Below are 24,958 nucleotides of genomic sequence, written 5' to 3' on the forward strand. Positions count from 1 at the left end.
CGGCTGACGATCAGCCTGCCATCGTCAGCCACGAGTCGGATCGCACGACAACGCTTTCATCTCGTACGTCATGGTCAACTCCCGGAAATGCGAGTCAATGGTGGAGCAGCGGGTAGGCCACCAGCCCGAAGAGTGCCGCGGCGGTCACGATCACCGGCTCCTGCAGCTTCTTGAAGCGCCACAGCAGCAGGACGGTCGCCACGGCGACGGCGGCGGTGGGTATGTCGACGATCGAGCGCTTCGCGATGACGAGCACGGAACCCGTGATCGCGCCGACGGCCGCCGCCGTGATGCCGTCGACGAACGCCTTGACGTCGGGCCGGTGCCCGTACTTTTTCACGTAAGGCGCAGGAATGATGGTGAACAGATAGCAAGGCAGGAACGTGCCGAGGGCGGCGACGCACGCGCCGGGCAGGCCCGCCACGATGTACCCGATAAAGCCGACCGTAATCACGACCGGCCCCGGCGTGATCATCGCGACCGCGACGGCGTCGACGAACTGCTTGTCGTTGAGCCAATGATGTTCGGTCACGACCCCGCCGTACAGGAACGGCACGATCGCGAGCCCCGACCCGAACACGAACGCGCCCGCTTTGGCGAAGAACACGCCGATCTGCGCGAGTTGCGGCAGATCGATGCCACTCAGCAGGCCGCTGGCTGCCGGCAGGTTGACGCCGGCGAGCGCGTTCAGCCCGCCCTTGTGCAGCCATTTTGGCGGGGCGCGCCAGAGCCAGCCGATCAGGCCGGCGACGATGAACAGCCACGCGATTTCCGACTCCGTGATGAAGGTCACGGCGGCAAGCGTCAGGAAGATGGCCCAAAGCAGCTTGTCCTGGCCGACGGTCTTGGTGGTGAGCTTGTAGGCGCTCATCGCGATGATGCCGACCACGGCGGCGCCTACCCCGTAGAAGACCGCCTGCATCCACGACAGGCCGCCGAAGTGCGCGTACGCGAAGCCGAGCCCAAGGACCATGAGGAACGACGGCAGGACAAACGCGAGCCCGACGAGGGTCGCGCCGAGAATCCGGTAGTGGACGAAGCCGAGATAGATCGCGAGCTGGGCGGCCATCGGCCCCGGTGCGAGTTGGGCAAGCGTGAGCCCTTCCTTGTAGTCCGCTTCCGTGATCCAGCCATGCCGTTCGACGAGATCGCGGCGCATGTAGCCGGCGAGCGCGACCGGGCCGCCGAAGCCGAAGGTACCGAGCCGCAGCATGTAGGCGACCAACTGGCCCAGCGAGTAGGCCGGTGCGTTGGTGGCGATGGTCGTGGTCATGAACGTCCCCCGGTTTCTCCCTTTCCATTCGATGCGAAGTGTGCGTACAGCGCGTCGAGCACCGCGCCCATCTGCTCCAGCAACTGGTCGTCGTTTTCGGTGCGTTGGCGCGTGCCGGCCATCACCGCCTCGAATCCGACCGCCTCGGGCGCGGCAGGCCCGCCGACGTCGAGCGCATGCACGATCTCGCCGAGCCGCAGCAGCGCCGGATCCTTGTCGAGCCCGAAACTCGCGAGCAATACCTCGAACGTCACGCGCTCGCCGGCGTGCGTGAATGCGGCGCCGTCGAAATCGAAGCCGAGCGCGTCAGGCGGGCAATCCGCCGGCGACGCGAGCCAGTTGAAGCGGGCTCGCGCATCGATGAAACGGCGAATCAGCCATGCACTGGCGACGCGATCGACCCACATGCGCTGACGTGTCGCCCAGGTGCGCCCTTGATATTCGTCGATCGCGAGCAGGCGGATCGCGCGCTCCGCGGCATGCGGCTCGCCCGGCGACAGCACGGTGTCGACGAGTGCGGTGAAGTCCTGCAACGCGACTTCGGCCCGGGTTGCCGAATCGCCCGGGAAATAGTCGATCGTCCGGATGGTGTCGAAATCCTTGCGCTGGCGGCGCAGCAGGCGCGTCAGTTCCGTCGCGGACTGGCCGGAAAGCGTCTTGCGGGCTTCCGCGAGCGCCTGGATGAAGCTGGCGTAATCCTCGTCGCGATCGAACAGCGCGCGAAATTCCAGCTCCTGAGACGCGTCGAGGCTTGGCGCCCGCAACAGGTGGGCGGTGCCGCCGCTTTCGGCGATCGCGCCAGCGAGTTCACGCAGCATGCTTTCGCGCGCCTCCGTGTACGGCAGCAGATAAATGCCGTCACGCAGCACCGCGCAGCCCTTTGCCTTGAGCGCACGCCAGAACCGCATGCGGGCCGTCGCGTTTTCCGTAGGCAGGGTCAGGACGAGGAGCGACCAGGTGGAGACAGTGTTCATGTAGCAAATGCTACTTTCGTGTCTCAAACTCTACAAGTTAACTTTTCGGGCGCGCCACCCGGGGCGGGTTCGGCGATTTCGCGCGAGAGGCGCCGTACTTCTCAAGCGCGCTGATCATGGTCGTGGGTCTGTTTGTCGGTTATCAGGGCGTCACCGCCTTGAGCTGATTTCGCCATGGCCGAGCTCGCTCACATCGATCGAGGTCGGCTTGCCGCTTGCGTGCATGCCGGCAGCCGGACGGTGTTGGCTATTACACCTCCAACAAGCAGGATTTGCGCGACCGTTTAGCGGGTCAACACGCGATGCCCGCTGCTGTCACGTATCTGCAATCGTCGGCCGGTAGCGTTCGAGGCTGCCCACGCTTTCGACAGACGAATACGCCATGCAGCGCACGTCGCGCGCCACGCCCCACGTTTATGCGGCCACGTCCCGCGCCCTCGCCGCCAGTCTCGCGATCAACCTGCTGTTGCTCGCCGCCGAGGCGGTCGCGGCGTGGTCCGCGCATTCGTCCGGCCTGTTTGCGGACGTCGCGCACGCGGCGATCGATTTCGCGGCCGACGCGCTGATCCTGGTCGCGTGCCGGCTCGACGCGCGGCTGCCGCCCGAGCGGCGCCCGACCTACGAGCCGCTCGCGCTGGCAGGACTCGGCGCGTTGCTCGTCGCGACGGGCGTACAGATGATCTGGCAAGCGGCAAACCGGTTCGACGCACCGCCCGTCGTGCAGCCCGGCGCGATGACGCTCGCGCTGATCGTCCTCACGCTGACCGGCAAGGCCGCGCTGTCGCGCTGGATGTTGCGCAAGGCGCGCGAAACCGGCTCGGCCCTGCTCGAAGCAAGCGGCTGGCATGTGCGCGCCGACGCACTGTCGGCGTTGCTGGCGGCGCTCGCGATGAGCGCGGCGTGGGTCGGCCTCGGCCGTCTCGACGATCTCGCCGCGCTTGCGATCGGTGCGATCGTGATCCGCACGGGTGCCGGGTTCATCCGGCGCGGTTGCGCGCAATGGCCGGCATTGGCGGCGTGGGTGAGCCGTTCGACGCGCGGGTCGTGACGATGCATGCGACATCGGCCCGCGCGATGACCTGACACACCCGATACCTGCCATCGGCTGCGCACGAGCCTCTCGTTCATGATGCCGTGATCGCTGTTCCGCATGCGCGTCGACCGCAGTCGATGTATCTGGGGACGAATCCATTCGATATCGATGCGGCGGCATGCGACGTACCGCCCCCGATCACCCCAGCGGCACCACGCTCCCGAGCAGGATCCGCACGAGCGTCGCCTGGCGTGTGACACCCGTCTTCGAGAAGATCGCGCGCAAGTGCGTGCGTGCCGTGTTCTTGCTGATCCCCGACTCCTCCGCCGCCTCCTCGAGCGTCAATCCGTTCGTCAGCAGCAGCGCGAGCGAGGTCTCGGCGGGCGTCAGGTCGAACAGCTTGCGGATGATTTCCTGCGCGCCCTGCGGCTTGCGGTCGGGATCGCGCAGGAACAGCGTGACGGCCGGCCGGCGCTTGTTGTCCTCCGACCAGTCGGACAGCAGCACGGTGCGCACCAGCAGCCCGAGGCGCGGCTTGTCGAAGCCGCGCGTGATCGGCATCGCCTCGACGATCGCCGCGGCCGTGCCGTGGTGTCCCATCACCGCGTGACGGATCAGCCGCTTGAGCGTGCGGTTCTCCTGCGCATCGGTCGCCTCGATCGTGCCGCGCGCAATCGTCAGACCGTTGTTCTGCTTCAGGATCTCGTCGGCGACGCTGTTCATGTCGATGATCGTGCCGTTCTCGTCGAGCGTGATCGTGCCGATCTGCATCCGGTTGATCGCGTTCGCGTAGATCGATCGTTCGACCTCGGCCGTGTCGAGCCGCGAATGCAGCTCGACCGCGCGCTTCAGATGCGGCAGCAGCAGCGCGCAGAGCGTCTTGTCGCGCGCGGAGAACTGCTTGGACGCATGATTGCGGCACACGCGGAACCGGCACTCGACGCCCGACGGCGTGCGCAGGTCCGCGCCGAGGATGTAGCGCACGTCCTGCGGTTTCAGGAACTGCTTGTACAGTTCGCTCGACAGCCAGCCCGTATCGCCGAACACATCGTCGACCGTGACCACGCGATCGGCCGGCAGGCCGACGAACGGATCGAGCGAATAGTAGTAGTTGTTGTACGACGCCTCGCCGTCGACCGGCACGACCGGGCCGAACTCCGATGCGTGCACGGACAGCGGCGCGCGGCGGTCGCTCGCGGCCGCGCGCAGGATCAGCGTCACGTAGTTGGCCTGCAGCAGCCGGCGAACCATCTCGAGCGCGCCCGCCCACGGCGGCGTTTCCATCGGCCCCTGGTAGATGCGCGCCATCAGCTCGCTGAAATCCGCGACGCCGATGTCGGCCTCCTCGCTTGTTGGCTGGCTCTCTTGCGGAGCCCATCTCGTCTCCATCAGCACGCTCCATCCTCCATGCAACTCGTTGTCGGTGCGACTCATCCGCGCCGCCATGATTAAGACGCGTCTTAATTCCGGCGTCATCGGGACATTCACTGAATGGTGAGCTTTGGCCATCCGGACGCGCGAACCATCGTCCAATCGGATGATGTGGCGCCCTGCCCGCTGCGCTGGAATGCCCGTCAGGCCGTGCCGGCAAGCGTCCGGCTCGGGCTCAGGGAAAACCGCGACGCGGGTTTACCTGATTCAGACCGCATCAGATTCAGACAGGAGTTCCCATGCCGCTCGACCCTCAGGCGCAGGCGCTGCTCGCCGCGCTCGCCCAAGCGCCCGCGATCGATTTCGATCGACTGACCGTGCCCGCGTACCGCGCGAGCCTCGCCGGCGGCAGCGCCTTCGCGCCCGGCGATGCGATCGCCGCCGAAGAGGACTGGCAGATTCCCGCCCCGGGTCGCCAGTTATCCGCACGACTGTATCGGCCCGACGCCGACGGGCGATTGCCGCTGACCGTGTTTTTCCACGGCGGCGGCTTCGTCGCGTGCGGTATCGATTCGCACGCGAATCTGTGCCGCAGCCTCGCCAAACGGGCGCGCACGCTCGTGCTGTCGGTCGACTACAGGCTCGCGCCCGAAGCACGCTTCCCGGCGGCCGCGCAGGACGCATGCGATGCCGTGCGCTGGGCCGCCGCCAGTGCGCGCGATCTCGGCGCGCGCGCCGATGCGATTGCCGTGGCCGGCGACAGCGCGGGCGGCAACCTGGCCGCGGTCGCCGCGCTGCAGTTGCGCGGTTCGGGCATCGCGATCGCGCACCAGTTGCTGCTGTATCCGGTCGTCGATTGCGCGACCGAGCATCCATCGTACGAATCGCTCGGCGAAGGCTATTTCCTGACGGCGGACGCGATGCGCTGGTTCAAGCGCCAGTATTTCGAAGACGGTGCCGACCGCGCATCGCCGCTCGCCAGCCCGCTCGCCGCGGCGGACCTGTCGGGCGTGGCGCCGGCCACGATCGTCAGCGCGGAATTCGACCCGCTGCGCGACGAGGCCGAAGCGTATGGATTGCGTCTCGCGCAGGCCGGCACGCCGGTGTCGCTCGTGCGCTGGCCGGGCCAGCTGCACGGTTTCGCGAGCATGCTCGGCGCGCTCGATGCGGCCGAGCGCGTGCTGACGTTCGGCGCCGACGCGCTGCGCCGCGCCTTCGACGCGACGGAGGCGCAATGACGCTCGCCAGTACGCCGGAAATCGTCGACGAGTTGCGGGCGGGGCGGATGGTCCTGCTCGTCGACGAAGAGGATCGCGAAAACGAAGGCGATCTCGTGATCGCGGCCGATCACGTGACGCCCGAAGCGATCAACTTCATGGCGCGCTTCGGGCGCGGGCTGATCTGCCTGACGCTGACCGCCGAGCGCTGCGAGCAGCTGAGGCTGCCGCCGATGGCCGATCACAACGGCACGCCGTTCGGGACTGCCTTCACCGTCAGCATCGAGGCGGCCGAAGGCGTGACGACCGGCATTTCCGCGGCCGATCGGGCGCGGACGATCCGCGCGGCGGTCCGCTCGGGCGCGCGCCCCGACGATCTCGTGCAGCCTGGCCACGTATTTCCTATCGCCGCGCGCCCGGGTGGCGTGCTGGTGCGCGCGGGGCACACGGAGGCCGGCTGCGATCTCGCGGCGCTCGCCGGGCTCACGCCCGCGTCGGTGATCTGCGAGGTAATGAACGACGACGGCACGATGGCACGGCTGCCCGAGCTGAAGGCGTTCGCCGCGCATCACGGGCTGAAGATCGGCACGATCGCGGACCTGATCCATTACCGCCGCGAGCACGAATCGCTCGTCGAGCGTGTCGGCGAACGGCCGCTGCATACGCCGTGGGGCCGGTTCCGCGCGATCGAGTATCGCGACACGGTGCACGGCGCACCGCATCTCGCGCTGGTGCGCGGCGAGCCCGATCCGTCGACGCCCGTGCTGACGCGCGTGCACGAATGCCATTCGCTGCTCGACCTGCTCGACGCCGAACCGTCCGCGCACTCGTGGCCGCTGCACGCCGCACTGCAGCGGATCGATGCGGCCGGATGCGGCGTCGCGGTGCTGCTCGACTGCGACATGCGCGGCGACGCGATGCGCCCGCCGCCCGCCGGCCATGCGCGCCGCGACGGCCGCGTGACGGGGATCGGGTCGCAAATCCTGCGCGAGCTCGGCGTAAGACGGCTGAACGTGCTGTCGAGCCCGTTCCGGCTGCCGGCGCTGTCAGGGCACGAGCTGGAAATCATGGCGTTCATCCCGCTCGGCGACGACGATCCGGAAAGCGCGCGCGCCGTGCAGGCAAGCCCGCTGCAGGCGGCGTGACGCGGCGCTGACGGGCGCGCGCCGCCCGTTCGTGCACCGATCCATGGATCTCCATTTGACAGGCTATCGTTTGTTTTTATGAAATACAGTCTCGGGTTTGTATTTTGACGATACATACCATAGACTGTATTTTTCGATTACAAGCGATCGCCTGTCATTTCGCGGAGAGCCCATGGCATTTCCTGTCCAGACCTTGAGCCAGTTGCGCCCGATCCTCGTCGGCTTCCGGAAGTCGGCGGGATTCACGCAGGCGCAGCTCGCCGCCCGCCTCGGCGTCACGCAGCAGTCGTACGCGCAGCTCGAAGCCCATCCGTCCGCGGTCAGCATCGAACGGCTTTTCAAGGTGCTGAACGTGCTCGGGGTTCGCCTGGCGCTCGATCCAGGCACGCCGGACGACGCAGCGGCGCCCGACGACACCGCATCCGCTCCCGCGCCCAAGCGCGCACCGGCCGCGCGCGGCCGCTCGTCCGGCTCGTCCGATATGCCGGTCCGTCCGCCGGCAGCCGCAAAGGCGCCATCCACCGGCGCGCGGAAACGGCCTGCCGCGGCGACACCCGGCAAGCCTCGGGACACCAAGCGGGAGGACTGGTGACGATGGCCCGCCGCCCCCGCCTCGACCGCCTCGACCTGTGGATGAACGGCATCCCGGTCGGATACTGGGAAGTCCGGCGCGGCGTCGAGCGCCTCGTCTACCTGCCCGCGTGGGTCGACGATCCGCAGGGGCGGCCGCTGTCGCTATCGCTGCCGTTCACGCCCGGCAACCAGCCGCACCAGGGCGCGATCGTCGCCGACTACTTCGACAACCTGCTGCCGGACAGCCAGCCGATCCGCCGCCGCATCGCGCAGCGCTACCGGCTCGGATCGACCGCGCCGTTCGAATTGCTTGCATCGATCGGCCGCGATTGCGTCGGTGCACTGCAGTTGCTGCCGCCCGACGAGACGCCGGTCGACCTGCAGGCGATCGACGGCACGGCGCTCGACGATGCAGCCGTCGCCGACGTGCTGCGCCACGCGACCGCGGCACCGCTGCCCGGCCACGCGGAGCCGGACGGCGAACTGCGGCTGTCGATCGCCGGCGCGCAGGAAAAGACCGCGCTGCTGCGCCACGGCAACCGCTGGCTGCTGCCGTCGGGCAGCACGCCGACCACGCATATCTTCAAGCTGCCGCTGGGGCGCGTCGGGAACATGCAGGCTGACATGCGCACGTCGGTGGAGAACGAATGGCTGTGCTCGAAGATCGTCGCCGCCTATGGCCTGCCGGTCGCCGCGTGCGACATCGGCCGGTTCGACGACCAGAAGGCGCTGATCGTCGAGCGCTTCGACCGCCGCCCGTCCCGCGACGGCACGTGGATCCTGCGGCTGCCGCAGGAGGACATGTGCCAGGCGACCGGCACGCCGTCGGGGGCGAAATACGAATCAGACGGCGGGCCGGGCATCGCGACGATCATGGGCATCCTCGCGAATTCCGTCGATGCCGCGCGAGACCGGATGAACTTCTTCGTCACGCAGCTCGTGTTCTGGGCGCTCGCGGCCATCGACGGCCACGCGAAGAATTTCAGCATCGCGCACCTGCCGGGCAATACGTATCGCAGCACGCCGCTGTACGACGTGCTGTCCGCGCATCCGATCATCGGCACGCGACGCAACCAGCTGCCGCCGCGACGCGCGCGGCTCGCGATGGCCGTGTGCGGGAAGAATCGCCATTACGTGATCGGCGACATCCAGCCGCGTCACTGGATCGCGCAAGGCAGCCGCGTCGGCCTGACCGAGGACGACGTACGCGCGGCCATGGCCGACGTGGCCGCACGCACGGAACCGGTGATCGCCGACGTCGCATCGCGCATTCCGGCGGATTTCCCGGCGGACGTGGCCGATGCGATCTTCGACGGGATGCGCCGCCAGGCGCGCAAGCTCGGTGCGGCCGAGTAGGCGGTGCGTGCACGGGCCACGCACCGGCGGCGGGTCGTCGGCCGGCACCGGGTCGTCCACGTGGACGATGCGGCCCCGCGCCGACTCGGGACAATGGTCGCCGTGCCCATTCCCGACGCCCGCCCGACATGGAACCCGCCGCCCTCGATACCGCGTTCAGCCCGCTGCAGATCGGCCCGCTGACGCTGCGCAACCGCCTGATCAAATCCGCGACCAACGAAGGGATGACGCCGAACGGCGTGCCGTCGCGTGCGCTCGTCGGGTTTCATGAGCGCATCGCCGAAGGCGGCGCCGCGCTGACGACCGTCGCGTACTGCGCGATCAGCGACGACGGCCGCACGTTCGTCGACCAGGCGCGGCTCGATGCGCCGACGGTCCGGCAATTCCGCGCGCTCACCGACGCGGTGCATCGCCACGGTGCGGCGGCATCCGCGCAGATCACGCACGGCGGCTGCTTCACGTTTCTGCCGTCGCTGTCGACGAAACGGCCGTTGAGCGCATCGGGCGGGTTCAACAAGGTCGGCGTGATGAGCGGCCGCTTCCTGAAGCAGGCGATGACGCGCGACCAGATGACCGTCGTCGCCGACGAATTCGCGCATGCGGCGCGACATGCGCGCGATGCAGGCTTCGACGCGGTCGAGATCCACATGGGGCACGGTTATCTGCTGAGCCAGTTCCTGTCGCCGCTGTACAACCGCCGTCGCGACACGTACGGCGGCGATGCGGCGCGTCGCGCGGCGTTTCCCGTCGAGGTGCTGCGCCGCGTGCTCGATGCGGTCGGCCGCGATCTTGCCGTGGTCTGCAAGATCGGCGTGACCGAAGGCGTGCGCGGCGGTGGAACGGCCGACGACGCATGCGAGATCGCGCGGCGGCTCGAGGCCGAAGGCGCGCACCTGCTCGTGCTGAGCGGCGGGATGAACGTCGAATCGGTGTGGCAGCTCTTCGGCAGCCCGCTGCCCGGCGATGCGCGCGCGAACGCCGGCAACGCGATCGTCCGCGCCGCGATGGCGCTGCAAAAGCTTGCCGAGCCGAAGATGGGCGCGTTTCGGGAGATGTATTTCCTCGAGCATTCGAAGCAAGTGCGCGCGGCCGTCCGGATGCCGCTCGCCTATCTCGGCGGCGTGCGCTCGCGCGAGAACATCGCGCTGGCGATGCGCGAAGGATTCGACGCGGTGGCGCTTGCCCGCGCGCTCGTGTTCGAGCCGGGTTTCGTCAACGGACTGCGCGACGGCCTGCTCGCGCAGTCGGGCTGCACGTCATGCAACCGCTGCGTCGTGTCGATGTACACGCCCGGGGGTACCGCGTGCGTGCTCAAGGCGCCGAACGACCCGGCGCCGAACCGCGTGCCGGCCGTGGGTGCTTGAGGTCAGGCCGCGGCGAATCGGCGGCCGCAACGACTGCCGCGCGCCCTGCCGTTCAGCCGGCGTCGCGTGCGCGGGCCAGCGCCGCGAGGTTCCCTTCCCCGAATCCGTGGTGCCCCTGCCGCTGCACGATCTCGAAGAAGATCTCGCCGGGCCGGCGCTTGACGAAGGTCTGGAAGAACAGGCGCGGCACGCCGTCGCTGCCGATCTCGCCGTCGACCAGCACCGCGCGGCGGCGCAGCGCATCGAGATCGACGCCGTGCCCCGGCAGCCGCGCATCGACTTCGTCGTAATAGCGCGCCGGCGGCTCGATGAATTCGACGCCGTTCGCGCGCAGCGCGTCGACACTCGCCAGGATGTCGTCGGTCGCCAGCGCAACGTGCTGGACGCCTTCGCCGGGATGGTCCGGCAGATACGCGTGCATCAGCTCGGTGCGCCGCGTGCCCTCCTCATAGACCGGAATCCGCACCGCACCGCACGGCGACACCATCACGCGCGACTCTTCCGACACATGCCAGTGCGCGTCGATTTCGTGGATTTCGCGGAAGTGCAGCAGGTCGTGGTAGAAGTCGAGCCATTCGCGCATGCGCCCCGCGCCGACCGTCTGCGTGAAGTGGTCGACCTGCTGCAGGCCCGTGCCTGCGCAATCGAGATCGGTATGCGCGGTCGCGATGTCGATCGGCCGGAAATCGATGTCGAAGATCGAGATGTCGCCGACGCCGCCGCGCTGACCGTCCCGCCCGCGCCAGCTGTCGACGAAATAGAGGTGCGAATCGCCGATCCCCTGGATCGCCGGAATCTTCAGCTCGCCGACCCCGACCCGCTCCCCCTCGAACGCCCACGCGCCGAGTTCGATCGCCCGCTCGAACGCGCGCCGCGCGCTGGCCACGCGCAGCCCGATCGCACAGACGCCCATCCCGTATTCCTCTGCATAGCGCGCGGCGAACGAATCGGGTTCGGCGTTGATCAGGAACTGCATCTGCCCTTGCCGGTACAGCGTGACGTCCTTGCTGACATGGCGCGCGATCGCCTTGAACCCGAGTTGCTCGAAGCGTTGCGCGAGCGCGTCCGGCACCGGCGCCGCGAATTCGACGAATTCGAGTCCGGCCATCCCGAGCGGATTGGCGGCCGGATCGGCAACAGGCGGCGTATCGCTGGACAGGGGGTGGGAATTGCCGGGCATTCCAGTCTCCGGGGGCATGCAATCGATGGGGATGACACCCGGTGCGGGCGGCATGCCCGGCCGATGTGACGGCCGGACATCCGCCCGATCCGGGCGCGGTTTTGATGGTCCCGATTTTAACCAGATCGTTCACGGCGGCACACCCTGGCCGAACGGGATATCGGCCCCTCGCCTAGTGCAAACCCGAAAATCGTTCGATAATCGCACACAACCGAACGATAATCGCGCAATTTAACCGATCGGCCAATTGCCGTGATGGGGCGCGCGCCCTATTCTCCGTTCACCCTTCGACTTCAATGCAGCATCGGACGCGGCGCCGCCACGATTCCACGATGCGCCGTGCCAGGAGACTTCGCCATGACCCCAACCTTCGACACCCTCGACGCCGCCGCCGGCGCCCGCGCGCGCAACCAGGCCCGCAAGGCCGCGATCGGCAGCTTTGTCGGCGCCGTCGTCGACTGGTACGACTTCCTGCTGTACGGGATCGTCGCCGCGCTCGTATTCAATTCCGAATTCTTCCCGAAGGTCAGCCCGACCATGGGCACGCTTGCGGCATTCGCGACCTTCGGCGTCGGCTTCCTGTTCCGCCCGCTCGGCGGCGTCGTGTTCGGCCATTACGGCGACCGGCTCGGCCGCAAGCGGATGCTCGTGCTGACCGTGATGCTGATGGGGCTGTCGACCGTCGCGATCGGCCTGCTGCCGAGCTTCGCGACGATCGGCTGGTGGGCGCCCGTGCTGCTGGTGCTGATGCGTGCGATCCAGGGCTTCGCGGTCGGCGGCGAATGGGGCGGCGCGGCGCTGATGGCCGTCGAAAGCGCGCCGAAGCAGAAGAAGGCGTTCTACAGCAGCGGCGTGCAGGTCGGCTATGGCGTCGGGCTCGTGCTGGCCACGGGCATCGTGTCGATCCTGAACCATGCGTTCGGCGAGGCCGCATTCAAGGCCTGGGCGTGGCGTGTGCCGTTCGTGCTCAGCATCGTGCTGGTCGCGATCGGGCTGTGGGTACGCAAGAACATGGACGAGTCGCAGGAGTTCGTCGAGAAGGTCGAGCACTCGAACCGCAAGCTGCGCCTGCCGGTGCTCGAAGCGCTGACGCGCCATCCGAAGGCGTTCCTGCTGATCGTCGCGCTGCGGCTCGCCGAGCTGTTCACGATGTACATCGTCACCGCGTTCGCGCTCAGCTATTCGACGACGAACCTCGGCATGTCGCGCGACCTGTTCCTGAACATCGGCCTGCTGGTCGGCGCGGTGAGCTGCGTGACGATCCCGTGCTTCGCGTGGCTGGCGGACCGCTTCGGCCTGCGCCGCATCTACCTGATCGGCGCGCTGATCGGCCTCGCGTCGGCGGTGCCGTTCTTCGTCGCGCTGGAGTCGCGCTCGATCGCATGGATCGTGGTGTTCTCGATCCTGTTGGCCAATGCCGCGCACGACATGGTCGTGAGCGTCCAGCAGCCGCTCTTCACCGAGCTGTTCGGCGCCGAATACCGTTACAGCGGCGCGGGCGTCGGCTACCAGTTCGCGAGCGTCGTCGGCGGCGGCTTCACGCCGTTCATCGCGGTGGCGCTGGTCAGCATGGCCGGCGGTTCGTGGCACCTCGTCGCCGGCTATCTCGCGGTGGGCTGCCTGATCTCGCTGGTGGTCGCCGCGCGGATGCGGGCGGCGCAGTGACGCAATGACCGGATGGCCGGCCCGATACGCGGCCGGCCATTCCCGCACCGGCTGCCCTCTCCGGCCAGCCGGACGGGCGCCGCCCCCACCCAACGTCAAACACGGTCAATCCCGTGCGCGGAAACCCTTTTTCCCCTCTGAACATTCCACGCCGCCCGCCGACCAATGGCATCATAGGGGCCTACGTCAGTCACCGATACGCCCCCATATCATGTCGAATCTCATCGTCCACGGCGGCACCCCGCTGCGCGGGGACATCAAGCCGTCCGCGAACAAGAACGCCGTCCTGCCGATTCTGTGTGCGACCCTGTTGACCGATCAGCCGCTGCGCCTCGTCGGCGTGCCGGACATCACCGACGTGCGCAAGATCCTCGACATCTTCCGCACGCTCGGCAGCGACGTGTCGGTCGACTTCACGACGGGCATCCTCGAGCTCCACCATCGCAACACGACGTTCGACCCGGCCGTTCACCGCCTGCCCGAGGCGATGCGCTCGTCGATCATGCTGATTCCGCCGCTGCTCGCGCGCTTCGGCGTCGCGCGCCTCGAGAACGACGTGAAGGGCTGCACGCTGGGCGTGCGCGAAATCGATCCGCACGTCGAGGTGTTCGAGCGCTTCGGCGCGCATATCGAGCGCACGCCCGATTCGCTGATCGTCCGTGCCGACGGCCCGCTGACGGCCAACGATCACTGGCTCGACTACGCGTCGGTGACGACCACCGAAAACTTCGCGCTGTGCGCGACGGCGGCGAGCGGCACGTCCACGCTGATGAACGCGGCGTCCGAGCCGCACGTGCAGGAGTTCTGCCAGTTCCTCGCGATGATCGGCGTCGCGATCGAAGGCATCGGCACGTCGCGCCTGTGCGTGACGGGTGGCGGCAAGCTCGGCGGCGGCGAATTCCGCTTCGCCGAGGATTTCCACGAAATCGCGACGTTCCTTGCGCTCGGCGCGATCACGGGCGGCGACATCACGGTGCGCAACTCGTCGCCGGAGCATTTCCCGCTGATCGACCGCACGTTCGCGAAGTTCGGCGTAAACGTCACGCACCGCGACGGCTGGTCCCGCGCGGAACGCGACGGCCCGCTGCGCGTGCGCCGGCCGTTCACGCAGAACATCCTGACCAAGGTCGAAGCCGCGCCGTGGCCGTACCTGCCGGTCGACCTGCTGCCGATCTTCATCGCGCTCGGCGTGCGCGCGGAAGGCAGCGCGATGTTCTGGAACAAGGTCTACGACGGCGCGCTCGGCTGGTCCGGCGAACTGTCGAAGTTCGGCGCCCACGTGCTGCTCTCCGATCCGCACCGGCTGATCACGTTCGGCGGGCTGCAACTGACGCCGGCGCGCGTCGAGAGCCCGTACATCATCCGCGTCGCGATCGCGCTGCTGATGGTGGCCGCGAGCATCGAAGGCCGCTCGGAAATCATGAACGCGCTGCCGATCCGGCGCGCGCACCCGCATTTCGTCGAAAACCTGCGTTCGGTCGGCGCGAACGTCGAGTGGACGAGCAGCGAGTAATGTCATGCCGGATGCGGCGCGCATGATGTCCGCGCCGCATTCGCCCCTCCCGCTCTTCACGTTCGATCGGCGGCGGCGACGTGCCGCGCGGATCCAGCTTCAGCCATCGGCCGTCGGCCGTCGGCGGGTTCGTATCGGCCGTCCGCCCTCGTCATTCCCTTGCGCGCCGGCGTGCCCGGAATCGCCGACGTTCAGGCAAACGGATTTCGCAATACCGGGCCACCGGCCACGCGCAAGCCGTCGTGCATGTCCTCGGTGTACAGATATTCGCAGCCGTCGATCGAGGCAGTCGCCACGATGCACGCGTCGTGGAAGGACAGGCCGTGCCGCTCCGCCAGTCTTCGCGCGAGGTCGTGTATATCGACCGTGATCGGCACGACATGGCACAAGCGCCTGACCGGCTCAAGAAACTGCCCCACCTCGCGCCAGGGCATCCGCAATTTGCGGCTGCAAACGCTGGCGACTTCGTTCAGTACCTGAACGCTGATGGTCGGCCGTCGAAGGAATAGCGCCTCGGCACGATTCGCCTTGGTTTCGTCCTCCGACAGCAGATAAGGCACGACATTGCTGTCGACGAACGATTTCGCCGATTCAATCCCGCTCATTCGCGTCGTCCCGGCTGAACTTGAAGTCGGCGGGCAGCTTGCCCCTGAAACGCCTCAACCGCTGCAGCAGCTCGTCGGGCCTCGGCTTGCGACTCACCGCGAAAACGCGCGGGCGGTCGACCACGATTTCGATATCGTCGCCTTCACGAAGCTCCAGTGCGTCGACCACACTCGCCGGAAGACGGACCGCCAGGCTATTACCCCATTTCGCGACCTGCATGCGAGCCTCCATAGATATACGTGAATGATTGAATGTCCTCAATGCGAGTCCGCGCAGTTGGCCGAATGGGTGGCTCAGGGGCGTCGTATGTCGCATTACCTCGCAGGTCGCGCGATAATCGCCCACGCCCGCGCGAATACCGCGCATCCACCTGTGCGCACCGACGATGAAAAAGCCCGACCTCGACAGACGCGACTGGATTGCCGGCCTCGAAAAAGGCCTGATGATCCTCGAGGCGTTCGACAGCCAGCACGCGCGGATGACGCCCACCCAGGCCGCCGCCCGCACCGGCCTGACGCGCACGGCCGCACGCCGCTACCTGCTGACGCTCGAATCGCTCGGCTACGTGTACACCGACGGCAAGCTGTACGGCCTCACGCCGCGCGTGCTGCGGGTCGGCTGGTCGTACTTCGATTCCGCCCGTCTGCCGCGCACGGTCCAGCCCTATCTGCAGCAACTGAGCGCGTCGCTGAACGAATCGGCGTACGTGAGCGTGCTCGACGGCTGGGAACTCGTGTTCATCGCCCGCAACGGCGTGTCGCGCGTGATGACGACGGGCTTCGTGCTCGGCGCACGCGTGCCGGCCCCGCTGACGTCACCCGGTGTCGTGCTGCTTGCGCATCATCCGGATCGGGAGGCCGTCCGCGCGTGGCTCGACGACACCGAGCTCGCGCCGTTCACCCCGCACACGATCACCAACAAGGCACGCCTGCTCGAACAGGTCGACCATGCGCGCGACGCGGGCTTCGCGGTGATCGAGCAGCAACTGCAGGTCGGCGTGCGCGGCATCGCGGTGCCGCTGAAGAACCGTCACGGCGAAGTCGTCGCCGCGCTGAGCACGAACATGCCGATCGGCGCCGAATCGACGGACGCGGCCGTGCGGCGCGTGCTCCCGCATCTGCAGGAAGCCGCGCTCGCGATGCTCAACGTGCTGTAGGAACGCCGGTGCCGGTCACCCGATCCGCCACCACCTCGGCAGCAGGTCGCGCACCTCCCGCCGCCGGTAACGATCGTCGATCAGATGCACGACGCCCTCGTCGTGCTCGGTGCGGATCACGCGCCCGGCCGCCTGCACGACCTTCTGCAAGCCCGGATACAGGTACATGTAGTCGTACCCGTTGCCGAAGCGCGCATCCATCGCGCGCCGCATCTGTTCGTTGACGTCGTTGACCTGCGGCAGCCCGAGCGTCGCGATGAACGCGCCGATCAGCCGCTCGCCGACGAGATCCACGCCTTCCGAGAACGCCCCGCCCAGCACCGCGAAGCCGACCCCGCGCCCGCCCGCGTCGAAGCGCGCGAGAAACGCGTCGCGCTCGCTTTCGGCCATGCCGGGCGCCTGGGCCCACACGGGCACGTCCGGATGGCGCGCCTGCATCAGCGCGACGATGCGTCCGAGATAGTCGAAGCTGCTGAGAAAACCGAGGTAGTTGCCGGGCCGCGTCGCGTATTGCGCGGCGATCAGGTCCACGATCGGTTCGAGCGAGCGGTCGCGGTCGCGCCAGCGCGTCGATACGTGGCTTGCGACGCGCACGGTGAGTTGCTCTGCGCGAAACGGTCCGTCGACGTCGAGCCAGCCCGTGCCGGTCGGCAGCCCGAGCGTGTCGCGATAGAAATGAAACGGGCTCAGCGTGCCGGAAAACAGCACGGTCGCGCGCGCGGCTTCGTAGCGCGGCGCGAGAAAGCCGGCCGGAATCACGTTGCGCACGCACAGCGTCGACTGGATGCGGCGCCGGCGCCCGGCCGGCGCGACGCCGTCGAGCCCCGACTGGCGCGGCAGCGGCTCGCCGTGCAGCGTCGCGTCGAAGATCGACGCGCTGTCGAACGCATCGGCGAGCACGCCGAACTGGATCGCCTCGAAATGAAAGCGCAGCAGCGCGTCGCCGTTCGCGCGCGGCGCATCGGTCAGGTGTTCGCCGATCGCCGCGACGAGGTTCTGCACGGCCGACACGATCGGCCCCGGAATCTCGGGGTACGCCGCGTAGCGCCCGGCCTGCGCGCGATTGACCGTGCCCCACGCGCGCGCGAGCCGGTCGAACGCCTTGCGTAGTGCCGCCGGCGCCGCCTCGCGCGCGGCCGCGAACGCGAACGGGTCGAGCGATGCGCTGTACATCTTGCGTGCGCGATCGAGCAGGTTGTGCGCTTCGTCGACGAGCACGCCGACACGCCACTGGTTCTGCTGCGCGAGCGTGTGCAGCATCGCGCTGCCGTCGTAGTAGTAGTTGTAGTCGCCGATCACCATGTCCGACCAGCGCGCCAGCTCCTGCGCGAGGTAGTACGGACAGACGTCGTGCGCGCGTGCAGCCTCGCGCACGGTGTCGCGATCGAGCAGCCCGGCGCCGATCGCCGCGTCGCGCGCGGCCGGCAGCCGGTCGTAGAAACCTTGCGCGAGCGGGCACGATTCGCCGTGACACGCGCGGTCCGGATGCTCGCACGCCTTGTCGCGCGCGACGAGCTCCAGCACGCGCAGCGGCAGCGCCGGCGTGCCGGCGCCGAGCGTCGCCGCCGCCTCGAGCGCAAGCGCGCGGCCGGGCGTCTTCGCGGTCAGGAAGAACACGTGATCGAGCTCGCCCTCGCCGCACGCCTTCAGCAGCGGGAATACCGTGCCGAGCGTCTTGCCGATGCCGGTCGGCGCCTGCGCCATCAGGCAGCGTTCGTCGCGCGCCGCCCGATAGACGGACACCGCCAGCTCGCGCTGACCGCTGCGGAATTGCCCGTGCGGAAACGTCAGCGCACGCAGCGCCGCATCGCGGGCCGCGCGATGCGCGGTCTCGCGCTCGGCCCAGCCGACGAAGCACGCGCACTGCTCGGCGAAGAACGCGGCGAGCGCGCTCGCGCCGAGCGTTTCCGTCAGCACGGTCTCGCGCTCGGACACGATGTCGAAATACACGAGCGCGACGTCGATTTCAGCGAGGCCGCGCGCATCGCACATCAGGTGCGCATAGACCTTCGCCTGCGCCCAGTGCAGTGCGCGATGATTGGCCGGCATCGCCTCGAGGCTGCCGCGATACGTCTTGATCTCCTCGAGCCGGTTCGCGACCGGGTCGTAGCCGTCCGCGCGCCCGCGCACGGTGAGCGTGCCCCAGGTGCCGCACAGTGCGATCTCGGTTTCGTAGCGCGCGCCGCGCTTCGACGTGACGGCGCCGTGGCCGGCGATGCCCTCGAGCGCGGTCGGCGCGGGCGTGAAGCGCAGGTCGAGATCGCCGCGCCGCGCGGTGAACTCGCACATCGCCCGCACCGCGACGACATAGCTCATGCGGACAGCCCCGCGGCTTCGGCCTGCGCGACGTCCGCGCCGGCCCATTCGACATCGACGACACGCACCGGAATCCCGTGCGCGATGCAGTACGCGAGCCAGCGTGTCTGGTTGTCCTGCAGCCGGTCGCCGGGGCCCTTCACCTCGATCAGCTCGTAGCGCCGCTCGCCCGGCCAGAAACGGACGAGGTCGGGCAGCCCCGACCGGTTGCCGCGGATATCCGTGAGCAGGCGCGTGAACCACAGCCGCAGGTGCTCCGGCGGCAGGCAGGCGAGCGCGTCGTCGAGCAGTTCGTCGGTCAGCACGCCCCAGAACACGAACGGCGATTGCAGCCCCGTCTTCGTCGTGAAGTGCCGGCGAATCGTGTCGCGGTACGCGCCCGATTCGAGCTGCGCGAAACAGGCGGCGAACGCGTCCGTGCGACGCACCGCGAAATCGGGCGCGTGCAGGTCGGCCGGGCCCCGCTGGAACGGGTGGAAGAACGCGCCGGGCACGGCCGCGAACACCGGCTCCCAGCACAGCAGCCCGAACAGCGAATTGATCAGCGTGTTCTCGACGTAGTGAACCGGCGCATCGGGTTGCGCAAGATGGTCGCGCACCGCGAATTCGACGCTGACGAACGCTTCGGGGCGCACCAGCACGAGTGTTTCGCGCGGCACGTCAGGCGCGCGGCCCGCGCGTTCGACCCGCTGCCCGAGACGGCGCTGCAGGCGCGGCAGCATCCGCTCGACACGCTGGCGCTCCTCGTCGCTTTCGAAGCCGCCGCGCGCCTCGAGCGCCAGCGCGAGCGCATCGCAATCGCGTCCGCAGCGTTCGAGCACGCGAATGCGCCGATGCCGGCTGCCCGGCCAAGCGCTGCGCGCATACGCGTCGAGCGCGGCGGTCCAGTCGGCGCGCCGCTCGCAGGTCTGCCCGAGTGTGAACAACAGCTTCGCGCGGCGCGTCGCGAGCCACGGCTGCGCGCAGCCGACCGCGTCGATCGCCTGCAGCAGGTCGTCGAACGGCAGCTCGTCGGGCCACGCGTCGAGTGCTTCGCGGCAGGTCTGCAGCGCGAGATACGCATCGACGTCGGCGCGCTGCTGGAACGCGCGCGACGACGGCGCGAACGGCACGCTTTCGTACTGGAACACGCCGAGATCGGCGAGCACGAATTCGCTCCAGTCCTGATGAAGATTGCCGAAGAACATCAGCCGCAGCCGGTCGCACAGCGCACCGACCGTCACGCGCAGCACGCGATCGCCGGCCTGCGCGCACCACGCGTCGAGCGGCTGCGCGACGTCGTGCGCGGGCCGCAACCGGTCGAGCCAGGCGGGCTTGCGCTCGCCCGCGTGCGCGGCGAGCGACGGGAACACCTTCAGCAGATCGGCCTTGGTCGACAGCGCGAACAGCGCGTCGAGCGTGAGCGCGGGCGCCGGATCGACCCAGCCGAGTTCGACGAGCGGCGCGGCCGCGTCGAGCGTGCCGCCGATTTCGTCGTACACGAGCTTGCTCGCCCGGAAGTCGGATCCGCTACGCATCAGCATCCGCACGAGCAACGCGCGCGACGCTTTCGGCAACTGCGCGAACTGCGCGAGAAACGCGTGTTCGTGCGCGTCGAGCAGGTCGTCGTAACGCTCGCCGAGCCAGGCCAGCGCGCGTTCGAAATTGGTCAGGTAGTAAAACGCCGGGGGCGTCGGCGAGGCTGGCGTCACGGGGATCGATCACTGTACGTTTGTACAGGTCGGAATCATATCAAATGTGACGAAGAATGCCGCATGCCGCGCACCGCCCGGGCGCCCCGCAGGGCTGCTGTCCGATCAGAACTGGTAATTCACCGACATGTCGAACACGCCGTTCGTCGACTGCTGCGTGATCGGGCTGCGCCTTGCGCGGCCGACGAGCTGTTCGATCGCGCCGTCGATCGTCACGAACCAGTGCTTGTTGACGAACCACACCATCGTCACGCCGGCGCCGAACGACTTCATCCCTGCGCCCGACGAATAGGCCGGCAGCCCCGAGCGCGCGGACGCTCCCGGGTTCACGCCGAACCAGCCGTTCATGTAGCGCGAATCGGCGAACGACACGGTCGGTCCGGCGAACCAGAAGAAGCGCTCGTTGCTGCCCGGCATCGGCATGTACGCGGAGAAATCGCCGACCCAGCCGTTCGAGCCGCCGATGCTGCGCCGGACATCGGCGCGCAGCACGAGCGGGAAATCCTTCGAGATCACGTAATCGGCCGCGAGCTTCATCACCGGCGCCGCGTTGATGTTGTCGAGCCCGTTCAGGTGGTCGAGATCGTCGGCCGAGCGGCGTCCGAGGTCATAGCCGACCGACACGCTCACGCGCCAGTTGGGCCCGCGCAGCACGTTCGCGCCGAGCCCGTCGCCCGTCGACAGGAAGAACAGGTCGCGATAGCGCACGTCGAAGTTCGGGCCGCCCATCACGCGGTAGCGATCGGAGCCCGCGTAGCGCGGCTGCAGCGTCATCGCGGCGCCGACGCTGACCTGCCACGTGGGGACGGTCGGACTGAACAGCTTCTGCAGCGGGACGCCCGCCGAGTATTGCCATTCGCCGAGCGGCGAAGGCGTCTGGGCCGACGCGTCGCGGGCACCGGCCGCCGCCAGTGCCGCCAGTGCCGCGAAGGCCGACAGGCCGGACACGAACCGGCGGGTGCCGGGTGACAACAACGGGCGGGCAACGATCATCAAGGCGGCCTCCGTCGGTTGCGCGAAACGAACCTGAGGGAAAGCGCGTCGCAGCCCGACCGGCTGCAACGGCAGGCAGCCGACGGTGCGAACGTAGCGTGCGCTGAATTAACGAACATCCTACGCGACGCGCGCGAAGCCGCAAAGCGCCCGTTGAGCACGGGCACTTTGCCGGTTTCAGGAACACGTCGGCGGATGGTTGCGGAATCAGAAACGCTCGACGTGATAGTCGCCGGCGAGCGCGGCCGGACTGCGCGTCGACATCATGCGCGAGAAACCGTCCGCGAGCCGCCCGAGCGCGAGCTGCTTCTGGCTCGCGTCCCAGTGCGTGTAGGTGTCGTAGGCGGCGTCGTCGAACGACACGGTAACGGCGACCGGGCGGCCGCTCGCGCGAAAGCCGATATGCAGCACGCCGCCCGGCAACTCCTCGATGTGATAGCGCAACGAACGCGACTCGAAATAGCGGCCCAGCACCTGAGCGATCGCGCGCTTGTCCGGCGATTGCACGTGAATGTCCATGATGGTCCTCCTTTCAGTGATCGCGCGGCCGGCCGCGGTTCGCTGCGCCCGCCCGGCATCCGCATCGGCGGCGGCCGCGACGGCGGATCGCCCTGCGGCAGGCCCGGCGGCACGGGCGGATCGACCGGATCGTCGTGCTCGGGCAGCGCCGGGTCGGGATCGACGTCGGGCGTCGGTTCGGGACGGTGCAGCATGGATCGCGTGTTCATGTCACTCCTGCGCGGCGGCTCGCGCGTGTCGATTGGCGCGGCGACCGTGCGCAAGCAGCGTGCCTGATCGTCGGTGCAGCCGCTCGGCCGGTCATGCGTCGTAAGCCGCCATCACCCGCCGGAGCGGGCGCCCTTCGGCGGCGAGCCGCACCGCGAGCGCGAACGGATCGGACGGCGCACACGGCGCGACCCGCGCCCGCTGCACGCACTCCGGCCTCGCGTACACGGCATGGTTCAGCGCGCGGACTGCGTCCTTCCCGTCGAACATGCGCCGCTCGGGCCGATAGACCCGCGATTCGCGCTTCCTGGTCGCGAACCGCTCGCACACTTGACTGCGCACGTGACTGACATCGCCGCCGCACACGTTCGCGTCGTAACGTATCCTTTCCTTGGGTGCGTTCATCACGATGCCCTCTCGTCCACGCCGGCGGCTGCAAGCGTCATGCCGCGCACCGGCACGGGTATGGCGCTTGCACCCGTCGTTACCAGCAAGGAGGTCCGAACATGACCGTTTTCGCCACCGGCCGCCGCGACGCCGTGTCACCGGCTGCCGGCCTGCTCCCCCGCGCCGCGCCGCGCAAGCCCTCCGACGACAAGACGGAGAAGCGTATCGACGAAGGGCTCGAGGAGACGTTCCCGGCCAGCGATCCGCCCGCCGTTGGCGGTGCGACCCGTATCGACCCCGCCAGGCCGTCCGGCAAACGCGACCGTCGCGTGCCCGACGCCCCGCCACCGCCCCGCGATCACGGCTGACGGCGGCACCCGGCCCCCGATGCGCGGCAGCGCAGCCGGGCCGGCACAACCGGAGTGAACTGATGAAACGCATGGAACGTGCATGGCACGAGGTCAGCGGCGCCGCGGGCGTCGCGGCGCTCGCCGCGATCGAGAGCGCGCTGGTGCTCGCCATCGTCGTGCTGACGGGCGTCGGCCACTGACATCATCGCTCGCGGCCCGGCCGCGGCTGCCGCCGTGGAAGATGTACAAGCCGACTGGCAAATTTCTCCGTGGCCCGGCCGCGCAGGGCCGGCGCGTGCCGCTTGAACGCGGCACGCGTCCTGCTTCCGGATCGTCTCGCTCACGAAGGAGGCGTTCATGTATCGCGTCAACGAGATCATGTCGCGCGACGTGGTGTGCGTCGCGCCGACCGACACGATTCGCCATGCGGCTGGATTGATGCAGCGATTCGATATAGGCGTGCTGCCGGTCTGCGACGGCACCGAGCTCGTCGCGATCGTGACGGACCGCGACCTCGCGGTGCGTGCACTGTCGCACGGGCATTCCCCCGACACCCCCGTGAAGGCCGTTGCATCCGCGCCCGTGCAGTGGTGCGTCGAGGACGACGGCGTCGGCGACGTCCAGCAGCGGATGGCCGACGTGCAACTGCACCGGATGCCGGTGCTCGACGCCCAGCACCGGATCGTCGGCATCGTGTCGCTCGGCGACATCGCGACGCGCGCGGGCGGCCCGGCCCGCGACGAGCTGGCGAATACGCTCGAGGACGTGTCGTTGCCACGCCGCCGCTGACCGGCTGCCCGTCACCCATGCGGCCCGCGATTCTCGCGCACCGCGCCGCTTCGACCAGGAGATACGCGATGACAACGGACAGACCGTCGCGCACGCATGCGCGCATTGCTGGCGACAGCGGCAGTTCGGCCGGCGGGCCGGGGCCGGACGTGATGGCCGCCGGCACACTGGAGGACGACCACGTGCTGACGATGGACGGCGACGACATCGGCAAGGTCACGAACATCATGCTCGACGTCCGCTCGGGCCGGATCGCGTATGCGGTCGTGTCGTCGGGCGGCTTTCCCGGGATCGGCGACAAGCTGTTCGCGGTGCCGTGGAACGTGCTGACGCTCGATGTCGAGCGCCGCTGCTTCGTGCTGCCGGTGCCGACCACGCGCGTGCGCGAAGCGCCGGGCTTCGACAAGGACCGCTGGCCGGCGATGGCCGATCCCGCGTGGGCCGACGCACTGCACGCATACTACGGTGCGGCGCCGTACTGGCTGATCGAGGAAGGAGAAACGGCGCTCGACGCGCCACCTTACGAGGCGTCGCCCGGTGGCCCGGAGAGCGACACGCGGCGGCACTGACCGACGCGCGGGTTTGCCGCGCGGATCAGTGCGCTGCCTCACTGTCTCAGTGCGCAGCCGCGATCGAATGCTCGAGCGCGCGCGCGGCGCTCAAGTGCGCCTTCAGCGTCGGCAGCGTGCTGGCCGCGAACGCGCGAAGCTGCGGGTCGCGCCCGTCGCGCGCCTCGGCCTGGTAGAGCCTGATCGCTGCGTCCTGCGCGTTCGGTCCCGCCAGCGCGATATAACCCTTGTCGAACGCACGGCCATTCCGGGTGCGCAGCACCGTCACCGCCGGATCGACGAGCATGCGTGTCTGCACGGGCACGCCCTTTTGCGCGCCGAGCCGGCGCAATTCCATGCTCATGCGCCCGTGATCGTCGAGCATCCGGCGCGCGAAGGCCTTCACGTCCGGATTCGACGACCGATCGAGCGCGAGCTGGCTCGCCTGCGCCACCGTCTTGCCGACGATGGCGGCCTTGTCGACGAATTCGGCGTCGATGCCGCTCGGCCGCCGCGTCATGTCCGCCTCGTCGGCGGTCTCGCCGGGGCGGATGACACCCGGCGCGACATGAACGGACGACGCGGGCGGCGCCTGCGCCTGCGCCTGCATCGGCATGAATGCGGGCGCGCCGAGCACCGCGAGCACGCCCGATACCAGCATGCACGCGGTGCCGGCCAACGCGACGACTCGGCGCGGGTTCCCGTCGTTCGCTGTCATCCGGACCTCCGTAT

The 24,958-nt window shown here is 68.7% G+C and carries 24 protein-coding genes; 12 read left to right on the forward strand and 12 right to left on the reverse strand.

The genetic code is table 11. The annotated features are described in order from the left end of the window. Positions 1 to 94 precede the first annotated feature (94 nt). Together DIE21_RS17395 and DIE21_RS17400 are read right to left on the reverse strand one after the other, a co-directional pair. Positions 95 to 1,273 (reverse strand): chromate transporter, encoded by a 1,179-nt coding sequence (locus DIE21_RS17395; RefSeq protein ID WP_124498861.1) that lies wholly within the window; start codon positions 1,271 to 1,273, stop codon positions 95 to 97. Continuing rightward, on the reverse strand, positions 1,270 to 2,247 hold the full coding sequence (locus DIE21_RS17400) for a chromate resistance protein ChrB domain-containing protein (protein ID WP_124498862.1): 978 nt from the start codon (positions 2,245 to 2,247) through the stop codon (positions 1,270 to 1,272). Before DIE21_RS17400 ends, DIE21_RS17395 begins: the two co-directional genes overlap by 4 nt. A gap of 382 nt (positions 2,248 to 2,629) precedes the next feature. Here DIE21_RS17400 and DIE21_RS17410 point away from each other — a divergent pair, with 382 nt between their 5' ends. Continuing rightward, positions 2,630 to 3,295: a cation diffusion facilitator family transporter gene (locus DIE21_RS17410; RefSeq protein WP_124498863.1), complete on the forward strand. Its 666-nt coding sequence runs from the start codon at positions 2,630 to 2,632 to the stop codon at positions 3,293 to 3,295. 183 nt (positions 3,296 to 3,478) lie between these two features. Here the strand turns inward: DIE21_RS17410 and DIE21_RS17415 are convergent, their stop codons facing one another. Then, positions 3,479 to 4,669, reverse strand: a complete 1,191-nt coding sequence (locus DIE21_RS17415) for a helix-turn-helix transcriptional regulator (RefSeq protein ID WP_124498864.1) — start codon at positions 4,667 to 4,669, stop codon at positions 3,479 to 3,481. A gap of 281 nt (positions 4,670 to 4,950) precedes the next feature. Here DIE21_RS17415 and DIE21_RS17420 point away from each other — a divergent pair, with 281 nt between their 5' ends. The 5 genes from DIE21_RS17420 (at position 4,951) to DIE21_RS17440 (ending at position 10,306) form a co-directional block, all read left to right on the forward strand. Continuing rightward, entirely contained in the window at positions 4,951 to 5,889 is a 939-nt protein-coding gene (locus DIE21_RS17420; protein ID WP_124498865.1) for an alpha/beta hydrolase, read from the forward strand. Next, complete coding sequence (gene ribBA / locus DIE21_RS17425; protein WP_124498866.1) at positions 5,886 to 7,013, forward strand: bifunctional 3,4-dihydroxy-2-butanone-4-phosphate synthase/GTP cyclohydrolase II; 1,128 nt, start codon at positions 5,886 to 5,888, stop codon at positions 7,011 to 7,013. The genes DIE21_RS17420 and ribBA overlap by 4 nt, the downstream gene beginning before the upstream one ends. Before the next feature lie 172 nt (positions 7,014 to 7,185). Then, positions 7,186 to 7,605: a helix-turn-helix transcriptional regulator gene (locus tag DIE21_RS17430; RefSeq protein WP_124498867.1), complete on the forward strand. Its 420-nt coding sequence runs from the start codon at positions 7,186 to 7,188 to the stop codon at positions 7,603 to 7,605. A gap of 2 nt (positions 7,606 to 7,607) precedes the next feature. After that, on the forward strand, positions 7,608 to 8,942 hold the full coding sequence (locus tag DIE21_RS17435) for a type II toxin-antitoxin system HipA family toxin (protein WP_124498868.1): 1,335 nt from the start codon (positions 7,608 to 7,610) through the stop codon (positions 8,940 to 8,942). Positions 8,943 to 9,070: 128 nt separating this feature from the next. Then, positions 9,071 to 10,306, forward strand: a complete 1,236-nt coding sequence (locus DIE21_RS17440) for an NADH:flavin oxidoreductase (protein WP_124498869.1) — start codon at positions 9,071 to 9,073, stop codon at positions 10,304 to 10,306. Positions 10,307 to 10,358: 52 nt separating this feature from the next. Here the strand turns inward: DIE21_RS17440 and DIE21_RS17445 are convergent, their stop codons facing one another. Beyond that, complete coding sequence (locus tag DIE21_RS17445; RefSeq protein ID WP_124498870.1) at positions 10,359 to 11,486, reverse strand: 4-hydroxyphenylpyruvate dioxygenase family protein; 1,128 nt, start codon at positions 11,484 to 11,486, stop codon at positions 10,359 to 10,361. 357 nt (positions 11,487 to 11,843) lie between these two features. Here DIE21_RS17445 and shiA point away from each other — a divergent pair, with 357 nt between their 5' ends. Both shiA and DIE21_RS17460 read left to right on the forward strand, forming a co-directional pair. Continuing rightward, positions 11,844 to 13,151, forward strand: a complete 1,308-nt coding sequence (gene shiA, locus DIE21_RS17455; RefSeq protein ID WP_124498871.1) for a shikimate transporter — start codon at positions 11,844 to 11,846, stop codon at positions 13,149 to 13,151. Positions 13,152 to 13,362: 211 nt separating this feature from the next. Next, positions 13,363 to 14,664, forward strand: coding sequence for a UDP-N-acetylglucosamine 1-carboxyvinyltransferase (locus DIE21_RS17460; protein WP_124498872.1), 1,302 nt, complete (start codon positions 13,363 to 13,365; stop codon positions 14,662 to 14,664). Between the two features lie 191 nt (positions 14,665 to 14,855). Here the strand turns inward: DIE21_RS17460 and DIE21_RS17465 are convergent, their stop codons facing one another. Both DIE21_RS17465 and DIE21_RS17470 read right to left on the reverse strand, forming a co-directional pair. Then, on the reverse strand, positions 14,856 to 15,269 hold the full coding sequence (locus tag DIE21_RS17465; RefSeq protein WP_124498873.1) for a PIN domain-containing protein: 414 nt from the start codon (positions 15,267 to 15,269) through the stop codon (positions 14,856 to 14,858). Further along, the gene (locus DIE21_RS17470; protein WP_124498874.1) at positions 15,256 to 15,489 is read right to left on the reverse strand and encodes an AbrB/MazE/SpoVT family DNA-binding domain-containing protein; all 234 of its coding nucleotides are present in this window, start codon (positions 15,487 to 15,489) and stop codon (positions 15,256 to 15,258) included. The genes DIE21_RS17465 and DIE21_RS17470 overlap by 14 nt, the downstream gene beginning before the upstream one ends. A 166-nt stretch (positions 15,490 to 15,655) precedes the next feature. Between DIE21_RS17470 and DIE21_RS17475 the strand changes: the two genes are divergently transcribed. Beyond that, the gene (locus DIE21_RS17475) at positions 15,656 to 16,426 is read left to right on the forward strand and encodes an IclR family transcriptional regulator C-terminal domain-containing protein (protein ID WP_124498875.1); all 771 of its coding nucleotides are present in this window, start codon (positions 15,656 to 15,658) and stop codon (positions 16,424 to 16,426) included. A gap of 15 nt (positions 16,427 to 16,441) precedes the next feature. Here DIE21_RS17475 and DIE21_RS17480 read toward each other — a convergent pair whose 3' ends face one another. From DIE21_RS17480 to DIE21_RS17500, 5 genes are all read right to left on the reverse strand, one after another. Next, entirely contained in the window at positions 16,442 to 18,742 is a 2,301-nt protein-coding gene (locus tag DIE21_RS17480; RefSeq protein WP_124498876.1) for an ATP-dependent DNA helicase, read from the reverse strand. Next, on the reverse strand, positions 18,739 to 20,433 hold the full coding sequence (locus DIE21_RS17485) for a VRR-NUC domain-containing protein (RefSeq protein WP_124498877.1): 1,695 nt from the start codon (positions 20,431 to 20,433) through the stop codon (positions 18,739 to 18,741). The genes DIE21_RS17480 and DIE21_RS17485 overlap by 4 nt, the downstream gene beginning before the upstream one ends. A gap of 105 nt (positions 20,434 to 20,538) precedes the next feature. Further along, positions 20,539 to 21,426: a MipA/OmpV family protein gene (locus tag DIE21_RS17490; protein WP_124498878.1), complete on the reverse strand. Its 888-nt coding sequence runs from the start codon at positions 21,424 to 21,426 to the stop codon at positions 20,539 to 20,541. A gap of 207 nt (positions 21,427 to 21,633) precedes the next feature. Then, on the reverse strand, positions 21,634 to 21,945 hold the full coding sequence (locus tag DIE21_RS17495; protein ID WP_034179544.1) for a hypothetical protein: 312 nt from the start codon (positions 21,943 to 21,945) through the stop codon (positions 21,634 to 21,636). A 300-nt stretch (positions 21,946 to 22,245) separates the two neighbouring features. After that, entirely contained in the window at positions 22,246 to 22,557 is a 312-nt protein-coding gene (locus DIE21_RS17500) for a hypothetical protein (protein ID WP_124498926.1), read from the reverse strand. A gap of 101 nt (positions 22,558 to 22,658) precedes the next feature. On the opposite strand from DIE21_RS17500, the gene DIE21_RS17505 reads away from it, so the two are divergent. The 3 genes from DIE21_RS17505 (at position 22,659) to DIE21_RS17515 (ending at position 24,247) form a co-directional block, all read left to right on the forward strand. Further along, positions 22,659 to 22,907 carry a hypothetical protein gene (locus DIE21_RS17505; RefSeq protein ID WP_124498879.1) on the forward strand — a complete coding sequence of 83 codons (249 nt, stop codon included), beginning with the start codon at positions 22,659 to 22,661 and terminating at the stop codon, positions 22,905 to 22,907. Between the two features lie 339 nt (positions 22,908 to 23,246). Continuing rightward, positions 23,247 to 23,678, forward strand: coding sequence for a CBS domain-containing protein (locus DIE21_RS17510; protein WP_124498880.1), 432 nt, complete (start codon positions 23,247 to 23,249; stop codon positions 23,676 to 23,678). Positions 23,679 to 23,746: 68 nt separating this feature from the next. Further along, positions 23,747 to 24,247: a PRC-barrel domain-containing protein gene (locus DIE21_RS17515; protein ID WP_124498881.1), complete on the forward strand. Its 501-nt coding sequence runs from the start codon at positions 23,747 to 23,749 to the stop codon at positions 24,245 to 24,247. Positions 24,248 to 24,293: 46 nt separating this feature from the next. On the opposite strand, the gene DIE21_RS17520 is transcribed toward DIE21_RS17515, so the two are convergent. Further along, positions 24,294 to 24,944, reverse strand: a complete 651-nt coding sequence (locus DIE21_RS17520) for a DUF4142 domain-containing protein (protein ID WP_124498882.1) — start codon at positions 24,942 to 24,944, stop codon at positions 24,294 to 24,296. Positions 24,945 to 24,958 lie beyond the last annotated feature (14 nt).

The organism is Burkholderia sp. Bp9140, assembly GCF_003853425.1.
In the GTDB taxonomy this organism is placed as follows: Bacteria; Pseudomonadota; Gammaproteobacteria; order Burkholderiales; family Burkholderiaceae; genus Burkholderia.

What these genes read in the sequence shown, in the direction of transcription:
- DIE21_RS17515 (WP_124498881.1), top strand. Translation starts at nt 23,747, where the DNA reads ATGACAACGGACAGACCGTCGCGCACGCATGCGCGCATTGCTGGCGAC.
- DIE21_RS17465 (WP_124498873.1), bottom strand. Translation starts at nt 15,269, where the DNA reads ATGAGCGGGATTGAATCGGCGAAATCGTTCGTCGACAGCAATGTCGTG.
- DIE21_RS17495 (WP_034179544.1), bottom strand. Translation starts at nt 21,945, where the DNA reads ATGGACATTCACGTGCAATCGCCGGACAAGCGCGCGATCGCTCAGGTG.
- DIE21_RS17475 (WP_124498875.1), top strand. Translation starts at nt 15,656, where the DNA reads ATGAAAAAGCCCGACCTCGACAGACGCGACTGGATTGCCGGCCTCGAA.
- DIE21_RS17500 (WP_124498926.1), bottom strand. Translation starts at nt 22,557, where the DNA reads ATGAACGCACCCAAGGAAAGGATACGTTACGACGCGAACGTGTGCGGC.
- DIE21_RS17490 (WP_124498878.1), bottom strand. Translation starts at nt 21,426, where the DNA reads ATGATCGTTGCCCGCCCGTTGTTGTCACCCGGCACCCGCCGGTTCGTG.
- DIE21_RS17470 (WP_124498874.1), bottom strand. Translation starts at nt 15,489, where the DNA reads ATGCAGGTCGCGAAATGGGGTAATAGCCTGGCGGTCCGTCTTCCGGCG.
- DIE21_RS17505 (WP_124498879.1), top strand. Translation starts at nt 22,659, where the DNA reads ATGACCGTTTTCGCCACCGGCCGCCGCGACGCCGTGTCACCGGCTGCC.
- ribBA (WP_124498866.1), top strand. Translation starts at nt 5,886, where the DNA reads ATGACGCTCGCCAGTACGCCGGAAATCGTCGACGAGTTGCGGGCGGGG.
- DIE21_RS17395 (WP_124498861.1), bottom strand. Translation starts at nt 1,273, where the DNA reads ATGACCACGACCATCGCCACCAACGCACCGGCCTACTCGCTGGGCCAG.
- shiA (WP_124498871.1), top strand. Translation starts at nt 11,844, where the DNA reads ATGACCCCAACCTTCGACACCCTCGACGCCGCCGCCGGCGCCCGCGCG.
- DIE21_RS17510 (WP_124498880.1), top strand. Translation starts at nt 23,247, where the DNA reads ATGTATCGCGTCAACGAGATCATGTCGCGCGACGTGGTGTGCGTCGCG.
- DIE21_RS17420 (WP_124498865.1), top strand. Translation starts at nt 4,951, where the DNA reads ATGCCGCTCGACCCTCAGGCGCAGGCGCTGCTCGCCGCGCTCGCCCAA.
- DIE21_RS17460 (WP_124498872.1), top strand. Translation starts at nt 13,363, where the DNA reads ATGTCGAATCTCATCGTCCACGGCGGCACCCCGCTGCGCGGGGACATC.
- DIE21_RS17520 (WP_124498882.1), bottom strand. Translation starts at nt 24,944, where the DNA reads ATGACAGCGAACGACGGGAACCCGCGCCGAGTCGTCGCGTTGGCCGGC.
- DIE21_RS17445 (WP_124498870.1), bottom strand. Translation starts at nt 11,486, where the DNA reads ATGCCCGGCAATTCCCACCCCCTGTCCAGCGATACGCCGCCTGTTGCC.
- DIE21_RS17480 (WP_124498876.1), bottom strand. Translation starts at nt 18,742, where the DNA reads ATGAGCTATGTCGTCGCGGTGCGGGCGATGTGCGAGTTCACCGCGCGG.
- DIE21_RS17440 (WP_124498869.1), top strand. Translation starts at nt 9,071, where the DNA reads ATGGAACCCGCCGCCCTCGATACCGCGTTCAGCCCGCTGCAGATCGGC.
- DIE21_RS17415 (WP_124498864.1), bottom strand. Translation starts at nt 4,669, where the DNA reads ATGGAGACGAGATGGGCTCCGCAAGAGAGCCAGCCAACAAGCGAGGAG.
- DIE21_RS17430 (WP_124498867.1), top strand. Translation starts at nt 7,186, where the DNA reads ATGGCATTTCCTGTCCAGACCTTGAGCCAGTTGCGCCCGATCCTCGTC.
- DIE21_RS17410 (WP_124498863.1), top strand. Translation starts at nt 2,630, where the DNA reads ATGCAGCGCACGTCGCGCGCCACGCCCCACGTTTATGCGGCCACGTCC.
- DIE21_RS17435 (WP_124498868.1), top strand. Translation starts at nt 7,608, where the DNA reads ATGGCCCGCCGCCCCCGCCTCGACCGCCTCGACCTGTGGATGAACGGC.
- DIE21_RS17400 (WP_124498862.1), bottom strand. Translation starts at nt 2,247, where the DNA reads ATGAACACTGTCTCCACCTGGTCGCTCCTCGTCCTGACCCTGCCTACG.